The sequence below is a fragment of the Kitasatospora sp. NEAU-CNBT7 genome (assembly GCF_057220535.1).
Window position 1 is genome coordinate 292,586 of the sequence record NZ_JBXQQB010000002.1, and the last position, 17,809, is coordinate 310,394.

18 protein-coding genes and 1 tRNA gene are annotated in these 17,809 nt (G+C 73.8%); 11 read left to right on the forward strand and 8 right to left on the reverse strand.

Features of this window, described 5'->3' with window-relative positions; all coding sequences use genetic code 11:
• Nucleotides 1-74 precede the first annotated feature (74 nt).
• The 3 genes from AC2TEW_RS04150 to AC2TEW_RS04160 form a co-directional block, all read right to left on the reverse strand.
• On the reverse strand, nucleotides 75-1,004 hold the full coding sequence (locus tag AC2TEW_RS04150) for an MBL fold metallo-hydrolase (RefSeq protein WP_484621897.1): 930 nt from the start codon (nucleotides 1,002-1,004) through the stop codon (nucleotides 75-77).
• A 101-nt stretch (nucleotides 1,005-1,105) separates the two neighbouring features.
• The gene (locus AC2TEW_RS04155; protein ID WP_484621898.1) at nucleotides 1,106-2,329 is read right to left on the reverse strand and encodes an MFS transporter; all 1,224 of its coding nucleotides are present in this window, start codon (nucleotides 2,327-2,329) and stop codon (nucleotides 1,106-1,108) included.
• Between the two features lie 77 nt (nucleotides 2,330-2,406).
• On the reverse strand, nucleotides 2,407-3,006 hold the full coding sequence (locus AC2TEW_RS04160) for a TetR/AcrR family transcriptional regulator (protein ID WP_484621899.1): 600 nt from the start codon (nucleotides 3,004-3,006) through the stop codon (nucleotides 2,407-2,409).
• Between the two features lie 194 nt (nucleotides 3,007-3,200).
• On the opposite strand from AC2TEW_RS04160, the gene AC2TEW_RS04165 reads away from it, so the two are divergent.
• Together AC2TEW_RS04165 and AC2TEW_RS04170 are read left to right on the forward strand one after the other, a co-directional pair.
• Nucleotides 3,201-3,533: a YciI family protein gene (locus AC2TEW_RS04165; protein ID WP_484621900.1), complete on the forward strand. Its 333-nt coding sequence runs from the start codon at nucleotides 3,201-3,203 to the stop codon at nucleotides 3,531-3,533.
• Nucleotides 3,530-4,783 (forward strand): RNA polymerase sigma factor, encoded by a 1,254-nt coding sequence (locus AC2TEW_RS04170; protein ID WP_484621901.1) that lies wholly within the window; start codon nucleotides 3,530-3,532, stop codon nucleotides 4,781-4,783. The genes AC2TEW_RS04165 and AC2TEW_RS04170 overlap by 4 nt, the downstream gene beginning before the upstream one ends.
• Nucleotides 4,784-4,948: 165 nt before the next feature.
• On the opposite strand, the gene AC2TEW_RS04175 is transcribed toward AC2TEW_RS04170, so the two are convergent.
• A complete protein-coding gene (locus tag AC2TEW_RS04175) occupies nucleotides 4,949-5,347 on the reverse strand; it encodes a hypothetical protein (RefSeq protein ID WP_484621902.1) in 399 nt (132 codons plus the stop codon).
• A 119-nt stretch (nucleotides 5,348-5,466) separates the two neighbouring features.
• Between AC2TEW_RS04175 and AC2TEW_RS04180 the strand changes: the two genes are divergently transcribed.
• From AC2TEW_RS04180 to AC2TEW_RS04210, 7 genes are all read left to right on the forward strand, one after another.
• Complete coding sequence (locus tag AC2TEW_RS04180) at nucleotides 5,467-5,940, forward strand: hypothetical protein (RefSeq protein ID WP_484621903.1); 474 nt, start codon at nucleotides 5,467-5,469, stop codon at nucleotides 5,938-5,940.
• Nucleotides 5,941-6,185: 245 nt separating this feature from the next.
• Complete coding sequence (locus AC2TEW_RS04185) at nucleotides 6,186-7,412, forward strand: alpha/beta hydrolase family protein (protein ID WP_484621904.1); 1,227 nt, start codon at nucleotides 6,186-6,188, stop codon at nucleotides 7,410-7,412.
• Nucleotides 7,413-7,550: 138 nt separating this feature from the next.
• A tRNA-OTHER gene (locus AC2TEW_RS04190) sits at nucleotides 7,551-7,647 on the forward strand.
• Nucleotides 7,648-8,106: 459 nt separating this feature from the next.
• Nucleotides 8,107-8,505, forward strand: a complete 399-nt coding sequence (locus AC2TEW_RS04195; protein ID WP_484621905.1) for a hypothetical protein — start codon at nucleotides 8,107-8,109, stop codon at nucleotides 8,503-8,505.
• Nucleotides 8,506-8,686: 181 nt separating this feature from the next.
• Nucleotides 8,687-9,610 (forward strand): oxidoreductase, encoded by a 924-nt coding sequence (locus AC2TEW_RS04200; protein WP_484621906.1) that lies wholly within the window; start codon nucleotides 8,687-8,689, stop codon nucleotides 9,608-9,610.
• 101 nt (nucleotides 9,611-9,711) lie between these two features.
• Nucleotides 9,712-10,128, forward strand: coding sequence for a hypothetical protein (locus AC2TEW_RS04205; protein WP_484621907.1), 417 nt, complete (start codon nucleotides 9,712-9,714; stop codon nucleotides 10,126-10,128).
• A 154-nt stretch (nucleotides 10,129-10,282) separates the two neighbouring features.
• A complete protein-coding gene (locus tag AC2TEW_RS04210; RefSeq protein WP_484621908.1) occupies nucleotides 10,283-10,783 on the forward strand; it encodes a VOC family protein in 501 nt (166 codons plus the stop codon).
• Nucleotides 10,784-10,872: 89 nt separating this feature from the next.
• Here the strand turns inward: AC2TEW_RS04210 and AC2TEW_RS04215 are convergent, their stop codons facing one another.
• Entirely contained in the window at nucleotides 10,873-11,808 is a 936-nt protein-coding gene (locus AC2TEW_RS04215) for an NADP-dependent oxidoreductase (RefSeq protein WP_484621909.1), read from the reverse strand.
• 75 nt (nucleotides 11,809-11,883) lie between these two features.
• Nucleotides 11,884-12,549: a DsbA family oxidoreductase gene (locus tag AC2TEW_RS04220; protein ID WP_484621910.1), complete on the reverse strand. Its 666-nt coding sequence runs from the start codon at nucleotides 12,547-12,549 to the stop codon at nucleotides 11,884-11,886.
• A gap of 128 nt (nucleotides 12,550-12,677) precedes the next feature.
• Between AC2TEW_RS04220 and AC2TEW_RS04225 the strand changes: the two genes are divergently transcribed.
• Together AC2TEW_RS04225 and AC2TEW_RS04230 are read left to right on the forward strand one after the other, a co-directional pair.
• On the forward strand, nucleotides 12,678-13,298 hold the full coding sequence (locus AC2TEW_RS04225) for a TetR/AcrR family transcriptional regulator (protein WP_484621911.1): 621 nt from the start codon (nucleotides 12,678-12,680) through the stop codon (nucleotides 13,296-13,298).
• A 96-nt stretch (nucleotides 13,299-13,394) separates the two neighbouring features.
• Entirely contained in the window at nucleotides 13,395-15,428 is a 2,034-nt protein-coding gene (locus AC2TEW_RS04230) for a hypothetical protein (RefSeq protein WP_484621912.1), read from the forward strand.
• 26 nt (nucleotides 15,429-15,454) lie between these two features.
• On the opposite strand, the gene AC2TEW_RS04235 is transcribed toward AC2TEW_RS04230, so the two are convergent.
• Together AC2TEW_RS04235 and AC2TEW_RS04240 are read right to left on the reverse strand one after the other, a co-directional pair.
• Entirely contained in the window at nucleotides 15,455-16,363 is a 909-nt protein-coding gene (locus AC2TEW_RS04235) for an NADP-dependent oxidoreductase (protein WP_484621913.1), read from the reverse strand.
• 211 nt (nucleotides 16,364-16,574) lie between these two features.
• Nucleotides 16,575-17,645: an alkene reductase gene (locus AC2TEW_RS04240; RefSeq protein WP_484621914.1), complete on the reverse strand. Its 1,071-nt coding sequence runs from the start codon at nucleotides 17,643-17,645 to the stop codon at nucleotides 16,575-16,577.
• Nucleotides 17,646-17,809 lie beyond the last annotated feature (164 nt).

Below are 17,809 nucleotides of genomic sequence, written 5' to 3' on the forward strand. Positions count from 1 at the left end.
GCCGGCCCGGGCCGGGGGCGTGCGGCGACGGGCGGCGACCCGGAGGCCGCCGCCCGTCGCCGCCCGCCGTGGTGTCAGAGCTCGCTGCCGAACTCCGCGTGCAGCCGGTAGCGGCCGTCCAGGCGGCGGACGGTCCCGGCCGTGGGCTGCGGGAAGTGGGTGCCCAGGAGCAGGTCGTCGGTGTCCGCCAGGCCGTCGAGCAGCCGGGCGCGGGTGCGGATCGCCTCGGCCGGGTCGATGTCGACGCAGCTGTGCACGTGGGGGTGGGACAGCTGCACCGGGTGGTGGACGCTGTCGCCGGTGATCAGCGCCCGGCGGCCGCTGCCGCGCAGCTGTACGGCGACCTGCCCCGGGGTGTGGCCCGGGGCCGGGACCAGCAGGACGCCGGGCGCCACCTCGTGGCCCTGCTCGGGCACGTCCACCACGTCGTACTGCCCGGCGTCGCGCACGGGGTGGACGGAGTCGCGGAACATCTGGGTGCGGGCCTCGTCGAGGTCGGTGGCGGCCCAGTGGTCCCACTCGGTGCGGCTGGTGAGGTAGCGGGCGTTGGGGAAGGTGGGGACCCAGTCCCCGCCGACCAGGCGGGTGTTCCAGCCGACGTGGTCGGTGTGCAGGTGCGTGGTGATCACCAGGTCCACCGACTCGGGCGGGAAGCCGGCCGCCGTCAGGCGGTCCAGGAAGTCGGTGCCCAGACCGTTCCAGGCCGGGTTGGCGCGGGTCTTGTCGTTGCCGATCCCGGTGTCCACGATGATCCGCAGCCCGCCGGCCGACACCGCGAAGCTGTGGCTGGCCAGCCGCGGGACCTCGGCGTCGGCGAAGTCCGGGCGCAGCCACGGTGCCTCGTCCAGCACCTCCTTGGTGGCGGCCGGCAGCAGCCAGGGCCCGGTCTGGCGGGGCAGCTCGATCTCGTCGACACGGCGTACGGCGATGTCGCCGAGGCTCCAGCCGGCGGTGGTGACGGGGGTGGTCGGGGCGGGGGCGGTCTGGCCGGGTGCGGTGCTCATGGTGGGTCCTCTCGGGTGGCGCGGGCGGCTGAGGTGGGCGGGCTGGCTGGGACGGACGGGCTGGGACGGATGTACGGGACCGGTCAGGTGGTGCGGGCCGGTCAGGCGGTGCCGGGCCGCCGACGGGCGGTGCGGGCGAGACCGGCCAGGGTGAGGGCGATGACCGTGACGGCGTAGAGCGAGACGGCGGTCTGCAGGCCGTACAGGTTGGTCAGCAGTCCGGCGAGGACGGCGGGGATGCTCATCGCCAGGTAGCTGAGGACGTAGTAGGCGGCCAGGGTGCCGGCCCGTTCGGCCGGGGCCGCCGGGGGGAGCAGCAGGCGCAGGGCGGCCTGGGTGACGGCGCCGAAGCCCGCACCGGCCAGTGCGGTGCCGGCGAACAGCGCGGACAGGCTGTGCAGGTGCGGACCGCTGAGGGTCAGCAGCGCCCCGGGGATCAGGAGCGCGCTGCCGCCGAGGCTCACCGCGCGGGCGGGCAGGGACCGGGCGGCGTGCCCGGCGAGGCCGGCGGCGGCCGTCAGGGTGAAGAAGACCAGGCCGCCGGTGGCGCGGGGGGCATCCGGGGCGATCAGGCGGGCCAGCGAGGGGCCGAGGGAGGAGTAGAAGCCGCCCAGCGCCCAGGCCGCGACGATCCCGGGCGCGGCGAGCGCCATGGCCGGGCGGGAGGCGGGTGCGACGGTGACGGCGGGGAGCAGGGAGCGCCAGGCGCCGGACGTGCGGCGCACGGTCTCGGGGGTGAGCAGCACCGCGGCCGCCTGGACGCCGAACAGGACGAGCAGCAGCAGGTAGACGGTGTGGGTCGGGGCAGGGGCGTACTGCACGAGGGCGGTGGCGGCGAGCACCCCGGCCGCCATCCCGGCGACCGGGGTGATGCCGTTGGCTGCGGTCGCGCGGCCCGGCCGTTCGGGGTCCTCGAAGTCCAGCAGGGCGGCTCCGGCGGCGCTGGTGGCGACACCGGTGGCCAGTCCCTGCAGAATCCGGGCGGCGATCAGCGCGGACACCCCCTGGGCGGTGGCGAAGGCGGCCATCGACAGCGCCTGTGCCACCAGCGCCCCGGCGAGGACCGGCCGCCGTCCCAGGTGGTCCGAGAGCGTGCCCGCGGTCAGCAGAGCCACCAGCAGGGCGAGCGCGTACGCGCTGAACACCACCGTGAGCGTCATGGCCGAGAAGTGCCAGGCCGCCTGGTACACCGCGTAGAGCGGGGTCGGGGCGCTGGAGGCGGCCAGCAGGCCGACCAGGATCGAGGCGTGGAGCGGGAACGCCGCGCGGCGTCCCAGGACGGGAAGGCGGCGGGAGCGGAACGGCTGGGCGGTGACGCTGGACATGGGAAGCACCTCTGAGCCTTAAGGCGAATGCTTTGCATTAAGCACTCTAGGCTCGCGCCACCCCAAAACGCAAATTCTTAGCTTTTAGCTTCCGGCTCCCGGTCGGCGGGCGCGACTGCGGCGCGGCCGAGCGCCGTCGCCACCAGGCGGTCCGTGAACTCCGCGGAGAGGTCCGACGGCCGGAACAGGATCCGGTACATCAGCGGCGCCACCACCACGTCCAGCAGGCTCTCCACGTCCGGCACGGCCTCCCCCCGGCCGGCCGCCCGCACCCCGATGGCCTTCAACTGGTCGGCGGCGTAGTCCGAGCAGCGGGCGGCGTTGCCCTGCTCGGGGTCGCCCAGCAGCGCGTCACGGATGTAGGTGCGGCCCGCCGTCGAGGACATCTCCTCCGCGAACTGCACCGCCCACGCCTCCAGATCCGCCCGCAGCCCGCCGTGGTCGGCCGGCGGGGTGTCCGGGCGCAGCCGCTCGACGGCCACATCCGACAGCAGCTCCCGCAGATCCCCCCAGCGCCGGTAGACCGTCGACGGCGTGACCCCCGCACGCGCCGCGATCAGCGGCACGGTGAGCGCGTCGCGCCCCAGTTCCGCCTCCAGTTCCCGCACCGCCTGGTGCACGGACTGCTGGACGCGGGCGCTGCGCCCGCCGGGGCGTGTGGTCGCTCTGGCATTCATACGCCCCAGCTTAACGCGAAGGAGTTGCGTCTGGTGGCCTGTCGAATGCTCTGAGGCGTGCCCCGGGCACGCCCCGGGGCGTGTCACGGCGGAAGGTCCTCGAAGAAATCCCGGCGGTGGTGTCGGATCGGGCCGGAGTCGTTCGTGGAGAAGGTGAGCGGCCGCCCGTCAGGGGCGTCCCCGAGACTCAGGAGATGTCCGCGATGCAGTACCTGTTTTCCGTGCTCCACGACAGCCCCTCGTTCGGCACCGATGCCGAGATGGCCGCGATCGACGTGTTCAACGACCGGCTGCAGACCGAAGGCCACTGGGTCTTCGCCGGAGGCCTCGGACAGCCCGACACGGCCACGGTGATCGACAACCGCGGCGAGAAGACGATCATCACCGACGGTCCCTACCTGGAGTCGAAGGAGTACCTCGCCGGCTTCTGGATCATCGAGGCCCCCGACCTCGACGTGGCACTCGCCCTCGCGACCGAGGGCTCCAAGGCCTGCAACCGCAGGATCGAGGTCCGACCGATCCTGTGAACGCCACCCATGTGCAGCAGGCGCTCACCCGGGCCCACCACGACGAGTGGGCCCGGGTGGTGGCCGCCCTGACCAGGCGCTTCGGCGACCTCGACCTCGCCGAGGAGGCGGCGGCCGAGGCGTTCGCGACCGCCGTCGAACACTGGCCCGCCGACGGCGTACCGCCCAACCCCGGCGGCTGGCTGACCACGACCGCCAACCGCAAGGCCATCGACCGGATCCGGCGCGAGCGGGGACGCGACGGCAGACAGAAGGAGGCCCAGATGTCCTACGACACCCCGCCCGAGCCTCCCGGCCCCGTCGACGACGACCGGCTCCGGCTGATCTTCACCTGCTGCCACCCCGCGCTCGCCACCGAGACCCGCGTCGCACTGACGCTGCGCATGGTCGGCGGCCTGACCGTGGCCGAGATCGCCCGCGCCTTCCTGGTGCAGGAGAGCACCATGGGCCAGCGGATCACCCGCGCCAAGAACAAGATCAAAGCCGCCCGCATCCCGTACCGGGTACCGGCCGCGGCGGACCTGCCCGCACGCGTCCCCGGCCTGCTCGCCGTCCTCTTCCTGATCTACAACGAGGGCTACCTGGCCACCGGCCCGGACACCGATCCCGTCCGGCACGACCTGACCGCCGAGGCCATCCGGCTCACTCGGCTGCTCCGCGACCTGCTGCCGCACGACGGCGAGGTGGCCGGGCTGCTGGCACTGATGCTCCTCACCGAGGCCCGCAGCGCCGCCCGCGTCTCACCCGGCGGCGAACTGATCGCCCTCGGCGACCAGGACCGCACGGCCTGGAACCGGCCGCAGATCGCCGAGGGCCACCGGCTGGTCCGCGAGCGGCTGGCCACCGGCGAGCCACCCGGGCGCTACCAGCTCCTCGCGGCGATCAACGCCGTGCACACCTCCGCCCCCGCCGTGGCCGACACCGACTGGTCACAGGTCCTCGCCCTGTACGACCAGCTCGCCCACCTCGACCGCTCACCGATCGTCGCCCTCAACCGCGCCATCGCGGTCGCCGAACTCGACGGCCCCCAGGTGGCCCTGGCCATCGTCGACGCCCTCGAGGACGAACTGACCACCTACCACGCCTACCACGCGACCCGCGCCGACCTGCTGCGCCGCCTCGGCCGCGGACAGCAGGCGCGAACGGCCTACGACCGCGCCATCGAACTGGCCGGCAACACCGCCGAGGCCGCCCACCTGGCCCGGCGCCGCGACCAGCTGGGACGGCCCGGCGGAGCGGTGGCGGAGTAGGAGCGAATCGGGCTCTGTGGCAGCGAGGCGTTGAAATGCTCGTCCAGCGCCGCCAGTTGTTCGGCGGACCGGGAGGTCTCCTCCACAGTCCAGCGGCGCCCGGCCACCTCGACCGGCGTGGTCAGCGTCGGTTTCTGGTCGGCCGGGTGCGGAGCCGAAGCCGGGCTACGGGTGGATCTGCCACCATCGGTCCGCCTCGGCGCGCGCCAGCTCGGCGTCGTACTCGTCGGCGTCGAAGTGAAGCGCCAGCGGCCGTACCGTCTCCAGGTGCGGAATCTCCCAGTCCGACCACTGCACGACGCCCCCGAACCGCTGTACGACCATGGACAGGAAGCCGCAGCAGCCGCCTGTGCACTCGGGCTCTCCCAGCTCCACGCGTACCGGCTCGCCGGTTGCACGCAGGGGACCGATGCCATCGTCCGGCAGCACATCGGCCGCGTACGGGCCACGGCCTCCCGCGCCGACGGCGGACTCCACGACGTCCTCGCCGTTGACCCAGAACCGCACCTGGGCGGGGAACCGGCGCCCAGGTGGAAGCACCCTGATCTCAAGCTGATCGAACATCGGACCACCCTATGGCAGCGCCCCACACCGACGTGCCCGGCCTTCTGCCAGGCGCCGGCATGACACCCTGGGGTCGGGCCGGAACCGGCCGGCCCCCGGAGCACCGTGGGAGCGAGCAGGTGCAGTATGTCGACCTCGATGGCCGAGCCGGCGAACTCGTGGGGCTCATCGACCCGAGCCGCTACCTCGAGGCCCTGCCGGCGCTGACGACGGGCCTGCCCTCGGGCGCCAGGGCGTTCGCCGCGGACCGGGACCACGACGACTTCACCGGGAGACGCTGTGTGAAGGACCTGATGGTCCAGCAGGTCACTGCCGTGGACGGCGGTCACGACCTCGTCCTCCATCTGCGCCACAACTGCTGGAAGCACGACGAGGATCTGGTCATCCGCTACACGGGCGTGACCGACGTCAGGATCGAGAACCCGGGCGAGCCCTCGACCTGGGGCGCTCTCGGCACGCTGATCCTCGACGAGATCCTTCCCCACGACCAGGGCTGCACCCACGAGATGGCCTTCAGGTCCGGGTCGGTCGTCGTCACGTGCAACGACATCACTGCCACCTGGGTCGCGGCGGACTGCCCCGGACTCCGGTAGGAGGTCACGGCAGCGGCCGTGCCCGGGAACGGACCCGGCGGCGGGCGGGCGCCTGTGGGCAGGGGCGGGCGGGGGCGGGCGAGGGTGGGCGGCGGTGGACGAGGGTGGGCAGGGGTGGACAGGCCGGGGGCCCGGCCGGTCCTGGATTGTGGACAGCGTTGCGGACGAGGCTGTGCGCCGTGGACCTCCCGGCGGATCCGCGAGGTGCCGGGAGTCCCGAGCATCCCCGATCCCAAGGAGCAAGCATGAAGCCGCTGTTGTTTCCGGGCGACGCCCAGTTCTGGTACGAGACCCTGCGGTCGTTCGGTCACATCACCTACGGCGGGGCCGACTTCGGCGAGGTGGTCGCTACCGGCCTGCGCATCGTGGAGGGCGACTACGACAGCTGGCACGACGAGTGGCTGGCCACCGCCGACCGGGTCGCGGCCGAGGCCCGGAAGGCGCTGGCGGAGGGTCACCGGGTCAGCGCGCGGGACGGGTTCCTGCGGGCGTCGAACTACTACCGCTCCGCCGAGTTCTTCCTGCACGGCAACCCATCCGACCTGCGCCACCACCACGCCTACGACCGCAGCGTCGAGTGCTTCCGGACGGCCGCCGCGCTGTTCACCCCGCAGATCGAGCCGGTCCGCATCCCGTACGAGGGCGGCGCGCTGACCGGCTACCTCTACCGGGCCGACACCTCCGGGACCGCCCGGCCCACCGTGGTGATGCACAACGGCTTCGACGGCACCGCGGAGGAGATGCACTTCTTCGGGGCGATGGCCGGCGTCGAACGCGGCTACACCGTGCTGGTCTTCGACGGACCCGGACAGCCGGGGCCGCTGCACCGCGACGGGCTGGTCTTCCGCCCCGACTGGGAGAACGTGGTCGGCCCCGTCCTCGACTTCGCGCTGACCCTGCCGGAGGTCGACGGGCAGCGGATCGCCCTGCTCGGCAACAGCATGGGCGGTCTGCTGGCGCCGCGCGCGGCCGCGTTCGAACACCGGCTGGCCGCGGTGGTCGCCCTCGACGGCGTCTACGACCTCGGCCAGGCCATCACCAACGTCATCCCCGGCGACCGCGCGGAGACCGAGCGCCGCCTGCGCGCCGACTCCGACCCCGAACTCGACGCCCGGCTGGCCCAGTTGATGGCCGGAAACCCGGTCCTGCGCTGGGCCATGGAACAGGGCATGTACGTGATGGGCGCCCCGACCCCGCGCAGCTTCGGCGCCGCCTACCTCGACTACCACCTGCGCGACGGCATCGCCGAACGGATCACCTGCCCGACGCTGGTCTGCGAGGCGGTCGAGGACATCTTCTTCGCCGGCCAGGCCCGGCAGCTCCACGACCACCTCACCTGCCCGAGGACCCTGCTGGAGTTCACCGCCGAGGAGGGCGCCGACGCCCACTGCCAGGCCGGCGCCCAGCGGCTCGCCCTCGCCCGCATCTACGACTGGCTGGACGACACCCTGCGGCACCGCCCCACGGCATAGGGGAGCGGACGGGCGGGGCGCCGGACGCGGCAGGGCAGGCCGGGCCGCGGTCAGGTGCAGGTCAGAGCGGGGTCAGCGGTCGCGGGCAGAGTGGTGCTCGTGAACGGCGCCGGGGAGTGAGGCCGGGGCCGGGAGCTGGGAGAGGTGCCCGGAGTGGTTGATCGGGGACCAGGGCCTTCGGGTCCGGATCGGGTGCCTTCGGGTGCCCACGCAGGTTCGAATCCTGCCCTCTCCGCCGCCCTGGGCCGCCACCGCCGGGGGCAGGCCCGGCCCGGCCGCGTCAACGCGTCGTCCGGTGATGCCACCCGCGATTTCGCCCGCCGCCGACCGCACCGCCCGAGGTGCTCCGCCGCCCTCGTGGCCCGGCGGATCCCGGTCCTGGGGCCGATGCGGCACGTGGTCGGCGGCGGGGCTTCGGTCGCGGTGGGCGCGCGTGGGCGTGCACGGAGTGACGAAGGTCTCTTGTCGACACACGACCATCATGGTTTGATCACGACGTTTCGTGTGAACGGCCACCGGCGACGACGGTGTGCCGAACAGATGTACGAGCACCTTGCGTGTGCGGGGTGCTGTTCCGGGGGTGATGGGCGTGTACGCGGACACTGGTGGCGCCGGCGGCGGCTGCGAGCCGACTCCGGCGGAGCTTCGGGAGCTTCAGGCGCGTGCGTACGCGCTGGCGCGGGACGTCGGCGCGATGCGTGAGCGCCTGAAGCAGTCCGGCCTGCCACGCGGCGTACGGGGATCGCTGCCCGGTGCGGTGGACGACGCCCTCCAGCAGACGGCGCAGCGGATCGGGACGGCGGCCGATAGCCTGGCCCGGGTCCGGGCCGCGCAGTGGTCGGGGGCGTGCACCGCGTGGTGGGGGATCTGCCCGAGCTGCGGGCCGACCCTGTGCGCGGAGGGCGGCCGCTCCTGGTGCGCGGAGTGCGGGGCCCGCTGGGGGTACGACCGGTCGCAGGGCCCGTGCGGGGAGCCCGGGGCCTACCTGGCGCTGGACACGATGGGCGGCACGGCGCTGGTCTGCGCCGGGCACGGCCGCCACATGCAGGAGCGGCTCGACGGCGGCCTGCTGCTGGCCATCCCCACCCCCTAGACCCGCGACGGCGGGGACCCGTCTCGGCGACGACCGCTCGGCAGGTCCAACGGGCGGCCGGTGACGGTTCGTTCCCGATCCGGATGTGATCTTTCACCCGGCCCGCGGCCCTGTCGCGGCGCCCGGCGGGCACCGCATACTCCGGACCCTGACGGAACGACGGTCGAGGCGGAGGAGCACGATGAGCGCAGCAGCGGCGGCAGGGACTTGGCGGCTCGGGGACCTGGAGGTGAACCGGATCGGCTACGGCGCGATGCGGCTGACCGGCAACGGCATGATGGGGAACTCCGACGGTGCCCCGGTCGACCGCGCCACCGCCGTCCGGCTGCTGCACAGCGCGTTCGAGCAGGGCGTCGACCACGTCGACACAGCGGCCTTCTACTTCTCGCCGCTGCGTTCCGCGAACGAGATCATCAACCGGGCGCTGTCCACCTGGCCCGCGGACGTGGTCGTGGTGACCAAGGTGGGCCCGGGGCGCACCCCCTGCGGCGAGTGGCAGACCATGGCCCGCCCCGACCAGCTGCGCGGCCAGGTCGAGGAGAACCTCCGCCAGCTCGGCCGGGACTGCCTGGACGTGGTGAACCTGCGGCGCAACGGCCCCGGAACCGACTCGATCGCCGAGCACTTCGGCGCCCTCGCCGACCTGCGCGAGGCCGGTCTGGTCCGGCACCTCGGGCTCTCCAACGTCCGGCCGGAGCATGTCACCGAGGCGCGGACGATCGCACCAGTGGTCTGCGTCCAGAACGCCTACGGTCTGGACCGGCGCCACGCCGACCAGAACGGGCTGGTGGACCTGTGCCGGGAGCACGGCATCGCCTTCGTCCCGTTCTTCGCCGTGTCGGGGCTGCGGAGCGAGGCCGCCGCAGCCCCGGAGCAGGATGCCCGGGTGCTCGCGATCGCCCGCGCCCACGGTGCGACGGCGGCGCAGGTACGGCTCGCCTGGACCCTGCACCGGGGCCGCCACGTGCTCGCCATCCCGGGCACCAGCAACCCGGCGCACCTGGCCGAGAACATCGCCGCGGGCGCCCTGCGCCTGTCCGAGGACGAACTCGTCCTCCTCGACCGCCCGGCCGCCGCCGCCCCCGATGCTGTCGCCGCCGGCTGATCCCGGCTGATTCCGGCTGATCCGCCCGACCCCGGCGGGCCGGGTGGCGGTGATCTTCGCGGGTGGTGCGGGTGCGACGATGGCGTGTGACTTGGTACGGGGTGCTGGTGCTGGTGATGCCCGTCGGGGCGGGGGCGGCCGTGTTCGCCGCCGGGCGGTTGCGTGCGCGGATGCGTGCGGCGGTGCGGCGCCCGGTACCCCGGGCGGTGAAGCCGTTGGCGGTGTCGAGCGCCTTGCTCGCCGTCGCGGCGGCGCTGTCGTTCGCCGGTGCCTGGGCGGCCTTCTCGCCGGGTCTGTACCCGGACAAGTCCTGTATGGCGCTGACCGGTTACCGCGAATTCCCCGACTCGTCCGGCACGCTGCCGCTGAGCACGGTGTGCCACAGGGTCGAGACGGTCCCCGGCTGGGTCAACCCCGTGCTGGGATCCCTGGCGGGCGGCGCGTCGGCCACGGCGGCCGCCGCGACGGCCGGGTACGCCGGCTCGTGGTCCGGCCGTCGCGCGACCCGGACCGCCTGAGGCGCCGCCCGGACGTCCGCAGCGGCCCCGCGCGGTGCGGTGCGGGGGCAGTGCGGGGGCAGTGCGGCGCCGGGCGGTACGGCGTGGCTGCGGCGCCCGGGCGGACCGCGGGTCCTACCGTCGTCGGCAGGGACCGAGAGCTGGAGGACGGGCAATGCCGGCGCAGAAGATCACCACATTCCTGTGGTTCGACCACCAGGCCGAGGAGGCCGCGCAGTTCTACACCTCGCTGTTCCGGGACTCCCGGATCCTCGAGGTGCAGCGGTACGGGGAGACGGGCCCCGGTGCAGCGGGCTCGGTGATGACGGTGCTGTTCGAACTCGCCGGGCAGCGGTACACCGGGCTCAACGGCGGCCCGCTGTTCCCGTTCACGGAGGCGATCTCGCTCCAGGTCAACTGTGACGACCAGGCGGAGGTCGACCGCCTGTGGGCCGCCCTCACCGACGGCGGGCGCGAGAGCGACTGCGGGTGGCTGAAGGACAGGTACGGGCTGTCCTGGCAGATCACCCCCCGACGGCTGACCGAGCTGCTGGGCGCCCCGGATCCGGCCGGGGCCCAGCGGGTGATGGCGGCGATGCTCCGGATGCAGAAGATCGACATCCAGGCACTGGAGGACGCCTACGCGGACGGCGGAGGGACCGGCCCGGCCACGTAGGCGCCGACCACCACGTCCTCGGCACGCGCTGCCTCAGCACGCGCTGCCTCAGCACGCGCTGCCTCAGGACGCGCTGCCTCGCGACCGGTTCAGGAAGCGATGCTGAGGACCGTCCGGCCGCGGGCGCGGCCGCGCTCCACCTCGGTGAGGGCGTCCACCGCGCGCTCCAGCGGGAGGACCGTCCGGACGACGGGCCGCAGTTCGCCCGAGGTCACCAGCTCGGCGATCCGGGCGAGCTGGGCGCCGTCCGGGCGCATCATGAAGGCGTTCGCCTCGACGCCCCAGCGGGCCTTCTTGGCCTCGGCGTCCTGGATGAAGACGATCGACACCAGCGTGCCGCCCGGCTTGAGCAGCGGGAAGGACCGGTCCTGGGTCTCGCCGCCCACGGTGTCGAGGACCACGTCGACCGGCTCGACGACCTCGTCGAACTTCTCGTTGCGGTAGTCGACCACCTGGTCGGCGCCGAGCGACCGGACCAGCTCGACGCTGTCCGGGCTGACGGTGGTCACGACCTCGGCGCCGAGGTGCTTGGCGATCTGGACGGCCGCGGCCCCGACCCCGCCCGCACCGGCGTGGATCAGCACCCGCTGCCCGGCCAGCAGCCGGCTCTGCTCGGTCAGCGCCTGCCACGCCGTCAGTGCCACCAGCGGCAGCGAGGCGGCCTCCTCGAAGGACATGGCGGCGGGCTTGGCCGCCACCAGCGACTCGTCCACGGCCACGAACTCGGCGAAGGCCGCACCCACCCGGGGGTCGACCCGCGTGAAGACCTCGTCGCCCACCGCGAAGGCGGTGACGGCCTCGCCGACGGCGGCGACCACCCCGGCGACCTCGTTGCCGAGCACACGGGTGTGTGCCAGGCCCTCGGGCTGCATGAAGCCCTTGACGATCAGGTGGTCGATCGGGTTGACCCCGGCGGCCCGGGCCTCGATCAGGACGTCGCGCGGTCCCACCGCGGGAGCGGGGACGTCGCCGATCGTCACGGTCTCGGCGACGGGGCCGTAGCTGCTGATGGTCACTGCCTTCATGGTGCGTTCCTTGCGTGTGCGGAGGGCGAGTTGAGGAGGGGAGGTGCGTTGAGGAGGGGGAGGTGCGCGGGCCGGTTACGCGTCGGCGGGTGCCGTCGCGGTTCCGGCGGCGACCTTGGTCATGACTTCGAGGAGCAGTTCCGGGCTCTGGGCGCCCGCGACGGCGACCTCCCCGTCGAAGACGAAGGTGGGTACCGAGGTGATGCCCAGCTGCCCGGCCTCGCCGAGTTCGGCGCGGACCTCGTCGACGCCGTCCCGCGAGGCGAGGAAGGCCGCGACCTCGGCCCGGTCCAGACCGGCCGCCACGGCGATCTCCGTGAGGGCCGCATGGTCGCCGAGGTGGCCGCCGTCGGTGAAGTAGTGGGCCAGCAGGCCCTCCTTCACCGCGCTCTGCTGCTGACCGGCCCGGCCGGGGCGACCGTGCTGCCCGGCGAACCAGATCAGCCGGTGCGCCTCGAAGGTGTTGGTGGCGATGGCGTCGTCCATCCGGAAGGTGATGCCCTCGGCGGCCGCCGCCTCGGTCAGCGGGCCGAAGATGGTCCGGGCCGGCCGCCCGAACTTGCGCTCGTAGACCTGGGCGGACGGCTCGCCGACCGGGGAGGCACCGGGGTTGAGCTGGAACGGACGGAAGACCACCTCGACGTCCGCCGCTCCGGGGAACGCCGCCAGGGCCTTCTCGAACCGGCGCTTGCCGATGTAGCACCACGGGCACACGACATCCGAGTAGATCTCGACCTTCACGACTCACAGCTCCTGACGGGTCCCGGTGGCGGGGAGTATTGGACCTTACGTTCCAGAACTTAGCGATTCTGGAACGTCAGGTCAAATACGTGCTGCTTCCGGCTCCCGCGTTGGGTAGCGTTGGACCCATGGGACGACCGCGCACGTTCGACGAAGAGGCGATCCTGGACCGGGCGATGCTCCTGTTCTGGCGCAAGGGCTACGAGGCCACCACCATGAACGACCTGGTGGACGAGCTGGGGCTGGGCCGGGGCTCGATCTACGCCGCGTTCGGCGACAAGCACCGGCTGTTCCTGCTGGCCCTCGGCCGCTACCTCGGCCGCCAGGACGAGCTCCTCGCCTCGTCCTTCGACGACCGCAGCCCCGCCCTCCCGCAGCTGCGCCGGCTGTTCGAGCGGCTGCTGCAGACCGACTCGTTCTGCAGCGGCTCGGGATGCTTCAGCGTCAACAGCATCGCGGAGCTGCTGCCGAACGACCAGGAGGTTGCCGAGCTCGCACGGCGCAGCCTGCGCAAGGCGGAGGAGACGTTCGCGGCCCAGCTCGACCGGGCCCGGCTGAGCGGCGAGCTCTCGCCCACCGTCAGCCCCGCCGAGGCCGCCCACCTGCTGGTGACCCTGGTCCAGGGCCTGCAGATCATGCGCAAGGCCGACCCGGATCCGTCCCGCACCGATGCCTGCCTGGACTCCGCCTTCGCCCTGCTGGCGCCCGCCACCGCACCGGCCCAGGCCCGGGACCTCGCGCTGTCCTGAGCGCCGCGTCCAAATCCGCAGGACAGGACGGGACCGCGCCCTGGATGATGGCCGCCGACGGGCGGGACGGCGGGACGGCGGAGCGGTGGGCGCGGCGTGGTGACCAAGGAATTCCTGGCGGCGCTGGACGCCGTGGTCTGGAACGGACTCGAAACCGGGAACCCGGCGTGTCCGGTCGAGGACGTGCCGAGCGCGCTGCGCAGGCTCGCCGTCGCCGGGGCGCAGGCCGTGGAGCGGGACTGCGACCCGCTGTACTCCCTCGCCGCCGCGGACGGGTGCGCGACACCGTCCGCCCTGCCGGTGGCCCTGCCGTTCGTCCTCGCCCTCGCCGCGGACCCCGCCATGGGTGCGCGCCTCGCCCTGGTCGACCTGTTGGGCGCCATCGGAGCCCAGGGCCGGGCGGCAGGCGACTGGGAGCCGGCGCTGGCCCTGCTCGCGGATCCGGACCCCGCGGTGCGGCGCGCGGCACTCCCGCTCGCGCGGCCGGCCGCCCGGCTGCTGGAGCGGTGGCGGGTGGAGACGGACCGGTCGGTCCGGGTTGCGCTGGTGCTCGCTCTCGGCGGGGCCGCGGCCGAGGCGCAGGACGGCGGCGGGGACGGGAGAACGGACGACGCCGCCGGCTCCGTACGTGCGGTGCGCGCGGTGCTGGCGGACGTGTTGGCGGGCGACGATCCGGTGCTGTGGGTCGCCGCCGTGTACGCCTGCGCCGACCTGGACCGCGACCTGCCGGTGCGTCAACTTGACCGTTTGGTGGAGGTGTTCTCCGACCCCGTGGTGCAGCCGCGGTTCGCGGGCGTCTGGTTCGCGCCGGGCGTGGACGAGCCGTGCAGCCGTGAGAACGTGCTCCGCTGGATCGTCCGGCGGTTGGACCACGCCCCGGAGACGAAGCTGGCCTTAGTGGTCCGGCTGGCCGAACGGGCGGACCGGGCCGGGGACACCGCCCTGTGCCGGGAAGCGCTGGACGCCTTGTGGGAGCTGGTCACCGAGTGGCGGGGTGCGGCGTCCGCGGCGCTGCCGGTGGCGGGTGCTCTGCTGGACGCCCCGGACGGGGGCGTCCGCTTCCGGGCCGCGAGCCTGCTCGCGGCGCTGGGGCCGGTGGCAACGCCGTACGCGGACCGGCTGGCCGAACTGCTCGACGACAGGGGGGCCCCGGTGGACCTGGTCGGAACGGTGGGCGAGGCCGCCCGGTGGGCGCTGGCCCGGATGGACGACCCGCGCGCGCTGCCGGGGCTGGTCGGGCAGCTGCGCGCCCAGGGCGAGGATGAGTTCGTCCCGTTCTGCCTCGAGGAACCCGGGCGGCCGGAGATCGTGGATGTGCTGATCCCGCTGCGTACGCACGCGGATGTCCTGCTGCCCGAGCTGCTGGAGGCGATCCGGCAGGGCGGGGCCCGTGGCGGTGCGACCAGTGCCTTCGTCGCGGTGCTGACGGCGTGGGGCGGGGAGCTGCCGGGCGCGGCGACCGCCCCGCGGCCGAGCGGGGACCCGGCGGAGCCGGCCGCCGGGTCCGTGGCGGAGTCCGTCCTGGCGGTCGCGGCCGGGGGTGAGGACTTCGACCGCTTCCGTGACGCGCTCCACGGCGTACTCCGGTCCGGCGAGACCGGCGCCGCCGTCCGAGCCGCCCTGGTGGCCGTGCAGAAGTCGGAGCGCCGCCTGTCGAACCTCGGCGGCTACCGGCGGATCCTCCAGGACGAGGAGGTGCGGGCGCTCGTCGGGCAGGCGCTCGCGCAGGGCCCGGTGCCGGAGTGGCCGGCCGGCGTGGGCGAGTTCCGGGAGCTGCTGCACGGCCGACCGGACGGCCCGTCGCTCCGGTCGGCCGTGCGCGCGCAGGCGGCACCCCTCGAAGGTGAGGTGACCGGATACCTGCGCCGAGGGGCGGTCGTGGCCGCCACAACGAGCATCGTGCACGACGTGCTCGGCCCGGCCGGCACGGTGATCGGCGGGCTGCAACTGCTGACGGACGGGCAGTGGTTCTGGTACTCGGACCTCGCCCACTACGTCGAGCGCTACCACGTCGCGCTCGATCCGCGGTTCGTCGCCCACGCGCAGCGCAACCGGTGGACCGTGCCGCAGCTCGGCCTGGCCGAGCTGCTCGCACTGGCGAACGCGCTGTTCGAGGAGCCCGTGGACTGAGAGGGCGACGGGCCGGCGGCCCGGGGTCAGGGCAGCAGGACGACCTTGCCGCGGACCCGGCGGGACTCGATGTCGGCGTGGGCGCGGGCGGCCTCGGCGAGGGGGTAGGTGGCGCCGATCGGGAGGTCGAGCTTTCCGGCCGCGGCGAGAGCTGCCAGCTCGGGCAGCGCCTGCTCGAAGCGTTCGGCCGGGCCGCCGCTGGTGAACCGCACCCCGTGCTCGGCGGCCGACATGTCGGCGATGGTGATCACCCGGGCCGCGTCACCGGTGAGGGCGACGGACTCGGCCAGCACGCCCGCGCCGGAGGTGTCGAACACCCGGTCCACGCCCTGCGGCGCGGCGGCCCGCACCCGGTCCGCCCAGCCGTCGCCGTAGCGGACGGCGACGGCGCCGAGCCCGGTGAGCCGCCCGAGGTCGTCCTCGCCGGCCGTGGTGACGACCGTGATGCCGCGGGCGACGGCCAGCTGGACCGCGATGATGCCGACGCTGCCGCCGCCACCGTGGACCAGCAGGGTCTCGCCCGGTTCCGCGCCCAGCAGGTGCAGGCCGCGGTAGGCGGTCTCGCCGACGGTCACCAGCGCGGCCGCGGTCTCGAAGGGGACCTGCGCGGGCTTCTGCACCGGCCGGTCCACCAGGGCGTACTCGGCGTAGCCGCCGCCCACCGCGCCGCCGAAGATCTCATCGCCGACCGCGGCGCCGGCGCCCTCCCCGGCCCGGTCGACGACGCCGGCCACGTCGAAGCCCGGCCGCACCGGGAACTGCGCCGGCCGGACCGAGGCCATCAGGCCGGAGCGGAGCTTCAGGTCGAGCGGGTTGACGGAGGCCGCCCGGACCTTGACCCGCACCTGGCCCGGCCCGGGCTCGGGGGCGTCGACCTCGGTCAGGGTGAGCACGTCGGGGCCGCCGTAGCTCGAATAGGTGATCGCGTTGGACATGGGGAACTCCAAAAGGGGAGGGGATGCGGGCCGGAAGTGATCCACATCACCAGGATGGGGTCGCGGAGGCGGGGTGCCCCGGCGGCAGGCCGTGGGCTCCCGGCATCAGTCCCGGCATCGCACCTGAGTGGATGCGGACGGCATGCGGACTGCATGCGGACTGCCTGCGGACTGCGAGCGGGCGGATGCGGCGTCGCTGCGGCGGCCCGGGTCAGCCCGCGAGGGACGGGTAGTCGGTGTAGCCCCGGTGGTCGCCGCCGTAGAAGGTGGCGGCGTCCGGGGTGTTGAACGGGCCCCCGGCGGCGAGGCGGGCCGGCAGGTCGGGGTTGGCGAGGAACAGCGCGCCGTACGCGATCAGGTCCGCGGTCCCGTCCTCGATCAGCGTCAGGGCCTCGGGGCCGGTGGCAGCGGGGTGGGTGAACGGGTTCAGCACGAACGCGCCGGGCCAGGCCTTGCGCAGCCGGGCGGTCAGGTCGCGGTCCGGCCCCTCCAGCAGGTGCAGGTACGCCAGGTCCAGCCCGGCCAGCCGCTCGATCAGCGCCTCGTAGACCTCGGCGGGCCCGTTCTCGGTGATGCCGTTGTAGGGGTTCCCGGGCGAGATCCGCAGGCCCACCCGGTCGCTGCCGATCGCCTCGGCCACGGCGGTGACCACCTCGACGGCGAAGCGGATCCGGCCATCGGTGCCGCCGCCCCACGCGTCGGTGCGCCGGTTGGTGTTCGGGGCGAGGAACTGGTGGATCAGGTAGCCGTTGGCGCCGTGGATCTCCACGCCGTCGAACCCGGCCTCGATCGCGTTGCGGGCGGCGTCGGCGAAGTCGGTGACGGTCTGCCGGATCTCCGCCTCGCTCAGCTCCTTCGGTGTCACGAAGTCCTTCGGCCCCTGGTGGGTGAAGACCTGGCCCTCGGCGGCCACCGCCGACGGCGCCACCGGTACCAGCCCGTCGGGCAGCAGGTCGGGGTGGCCGATCCGGCCGGTGTGCATCAGCTGGGCGAAGATCACGCCGCCCTCGCGGTGCACGGCGTCGGTCACCGTCCGCCAGGCGGCCACCTGGCCGGGCGTGTGCAGGCCGGGGGTGTCGGGGTAGCCCTGGCCGACCGGCGAGGGCTGGATGCCCTCGGTGACGATCAGGCCGGCCGTCGCACGCTGGGCGTAGTACGTCGCCATCAGCTCGGTGGGCTCGGCGCCGGGGCCGAAGGCGCGGCTGCGGGTCATCGGCGCCATCACGACGCGGCTGGCCAGGCGGCGGCCGCCCAGGACGATCGGGTCGAAAGCGGTGGTCATGATCGAGCCTTCCGGGTGGTGGGTGTGGCAAGGGGCCGGGAACGGCCCCGCCGGTCGGGTCGGTCGGGTCCCTGTGAGGCCCCCGACCGAGTTACCTGTTCGAACAGTAAAAGCAGCCGCAGCATTCCCGCAAGCGACCCGACTTCTGCCCCGGCGGCCCGCGA